This window comes from Aeromonas sp. ZOR0001, from assembly GCF_000801015.1.
Taxonomy (GTDB): domain Bacteria; phylum Pseudomonadota; class Gammaproteobacteria; order Enterobacterales; family Aeromonadaceae; genus Aeromonas; species Aeromonas veronii.
The window spans coordinates 1-2,993 of record NZ_JRJY01000136.1; the positions used below are offsets into that span (position 1 = coordinate 1).

General features: G+C 58.6%; 2 protein-coding genes. One reads left to right on the top strand and one right to left on the bottom strand.

Translation table 11 applies throughout. The features are described from left to right. Nucleotides 1-301 precede the first annotated feature (301 nt). A complete protein-coding gene (gene fabB / locus L972_RS16935; protein WP_005336905.1) occupies nucleotides 302-1,513 on the bottom strand; it encodes a beta-ketoacyl-ACP synthase I in 1,212 nt (403 codons plus the stop codon). A gap of 90 nt (nucleotides 1,514-1,603) precedes the next feature. Between fabB and mnmC the strand changes: the two genes are divergently transcribed. Further along, on the top strand, nucleotides 1,604-2,993 hold a 1,390-nt coding region (mnmC, locus tag L972_RS16940; RefSeq protein WP_197058105.1), incomplete at its 3' end, for a bifunctional tRNA (5-methylaminomethyl-2-thiouridine)(34)-methyltransferase MnmD/FAD-dependent 5-carboxymethylaminomethyl-2-thiouridine(34) oxidoreductase MnmC.

Here is a 2,993-nt window from a genome sequence, read left to right on the forward strand (position 1 = left end):
AGTTACTTATTCGTGGGCGGTTACACAATTGGATTTACAGGCTCACTGGCATTAGCCTCAGGCTCCCTTCTTGCTATCTACTCCACTAGAGAGATGTAGATCCGGCTCATTGGTGTGGCGTCACCTCCCCCCCACCATCTGCACTGAAATCTGCCCCCACCCCTATTCCACAATGGTCGATCTCTGCTCTGCTCTGCTCTGCTCTGCTCTGCTCTGCTCTGCTCTGCTCTGCAATGAGTGATGGCAAATCCCGAAGACAAAAAAAGCGCCCTGAGGCGCTTTTTTCATATCAACCGGATGATCAAGCTTTGAACTTGCTGAACACCAGTGAGGCGTTGGTACCACCAAAGCCGAAGCTGTTGGACATGACGGTGTTGAGTTCGGCCGCTTCATACTCACGCACGATGGGCAGACCTTCAGCCTTCTCGTCCAAGGTCTCGATGTTGATGCTGGGGGCGATAAAGCCGTGTTCCATCATCAGCAGGGAGTAGACAGCCTCGTGCACGCCCGCAGCGCCCAGCGCATGGCCGGTCATCGCCTTGGTGGCAGAGATCTTGGGACCGTTGGCGCCAAACAGAGTCTGGATAGCTTCAAGCTCTTTGGTATCACCCACCGGAGTGGAGGTGCCGTGGGTGTTGATGTAATCAACCTTGCCAACACCCTGCATCGCCATCTTCATGCAACGCACCGCACCTTCACCGCTCGGGGCGACCATGTCGTAGCCATCGGAGGTAGCACCGTAACCGGTCAGCTCGGCATAGATGTGAGCGCCACGCGCCAGCGCATGTTCCAGCTCTTCGATCACCAGAATGCCGCCGCCACCGGAGATAACGAAACCGTCGCGGTTCGCATCATAGGTACGGGACGCTTTTTCCGGCGTGTCGTTGTACTTGGTGGAGAGCGCGCCCATGGCGTCAAACTGGATGGTAGAGGACCAGTCCAGCTCTTCACCGCCACCGGCGAAGACCACATCCTGTTTGCCAAGCTGGATCAGCTCAAGCGCGTGACCGATGCAGTGGGCAGAGGTGGCGCAGGCGGAGCTGATGGAGTAATTGACACCCTTGATCTGGAACGGGGTCGCCAGGCAAGCAGAGGTGGTGGAAGACATGGTGCGCGGCACCATGTAAGGGCCCACACGCTTGACCCCTTTCTCACGGGCGATGTCCACAGATTCCGAGGTGTTCTTGCCGGAGGCACCACCTGAACCGACCACCAGGCCGGTACGCTCGTTGGAGACCTGATCTTCCGCCAGACCGGCATCTTCAATGGCCTGCTGCATGGAGAGGTAGGCGTAGGCCGCAGCGTCGCCCATGAAACGCATGACTTTACGGTCGATCAGTTCAGACGGATCGAGTTTGATGTTACCCCAGACACGGCTGCGCAGGTTGTGCTGCTCGAACTGCTCGGAATAGGTGATGCCGGATTTACCTGCTTTCAGGGAGGCCAGCACTTCTTCCTTGTTGTTGCCGATACTGGAGATGACGCCGATACCGGTGATCACTGCTCTTCTCATTAATTCATCTCGTCTGGAAAAACTGGCGCCAAGTCTACCCGCTTTCGGCTGCCAAACTGGTCTGCTTTCACGTAGAATGCCCACGATTTTGTGACGCGAGCCGAGGAAAACGTGAGTCAAACATCCTTACATCATGCCCGATTGGACTGGAATGAAGCGGGAACTCCTGTCTCCAGTGACTTCGGGGATGTGTACTTTTCCAATGATAACGGTCTAGGTGAAACCCGCTACGTCTTTTTGCAGCAAAACCGGCTACCTGCGCGATTTTCGCACCACGATAGTGACAGTTTCGTGATAGGTGAAACAGGTTTCGGCACAGGCCTTAACTTTCTGGCGACAATGCAAGCCTTCCTGGAACAGGCGCCTCAATCCGGCAACGGCTCCCGTCTGAACTTCATCAGTTTCGAGAAATTCCCCCTGACCCGGGACGATCTGCGCAAGGCGCTGGCCGCCTGGCCTGAACTTGGCCACTTGAGTCAGGATCTTATCGCCCAATGGCCGCTGCCGGTCTCCGGTTGCCACCGCCTGCATTTTGCGGGTGGCCGCATTCGCCTCGACCTCTGGTTTGGCGACATCAAGGATATGCTGCCGCAGGTGCCTCACCGGGCAGAAGGTCTGGTGGATGCCTGGTATCTGGATGGTTTCTCCCCGGCCAAGAACCCGGAGATGTGGACACAGGAGCTGTTTGATGGTCTCGCTCGCCTCGCCCGTCCCGATTGCTCTATCGCCACCTTTACCTGTGCCGGTTTTGTCCGTCGCGGCCTGATTGCCGCCGGTTTTGCCATGAAGAAGGTGAAGGGCCACGGTAGCAAGCGGGAGATGCTGGTGGGGGATCGCACCGACAAGCAGCCGCAGCATACCATAGTCCCCTGGTATGCCCGTCCTGCCGGACGCGCTGGCGAGGTGGTGATCATCGGCGGCGGCATCGCCTCGGCCATGACGGCGCTCTCTCTGGTGGAGCGGGGTCGCAAGGTGACGTTGCTGTGTGCAGATGGCGAACCGGCTGCCGGCGCCTCGGGCAATCGTCAGGGGGCCCTCTATCCACTTCTTAACGGCGAGCACGATGCGCTGTCACGCTTCTATTCGCTCGCCTTTGGCTATGCCCGCCAACAGCTGCTGGCGTTGGCCGAACGCCATCCTATCGCTTTCGAATTATGCGGAGTGACCCAGCTCGGCTATGACGACAAATCGGCAGCCAAGCTGGCGAAAATGAGCCAGGGCCCCTTCCCGTCCGAGCTGATGCATCCCCTCTCTACATCAGAGGTAGAGCAGGTGGTTGGCCTGCCCTGTGGCCACAGCGGCGTCAGCTATCCGCTGGGAGGCTGGCTCTGTCCGGCCGATCTCACCCGAGCCGCCCTGAAAGAGGCGCAAGCCAGCGGCCTGCTGCAGGTGGAGTACCACACCCAAGTAAGCGCCATTGCCGAGCAGGCCGATGGCTGGCAAGTAGAAAGCCAGGATGGCCGCCACTGGCAGGCCCCCA

What these genes read in the sequence shown, in the direction of transcription:
- fabB (WP_005336905.1), bottom strand. Translation starts at nt 1,513, where the DNA reads ATGAGAAGAGCAGTGATCACCGGTATCGGCGTCATCTCCAGTATCGGC.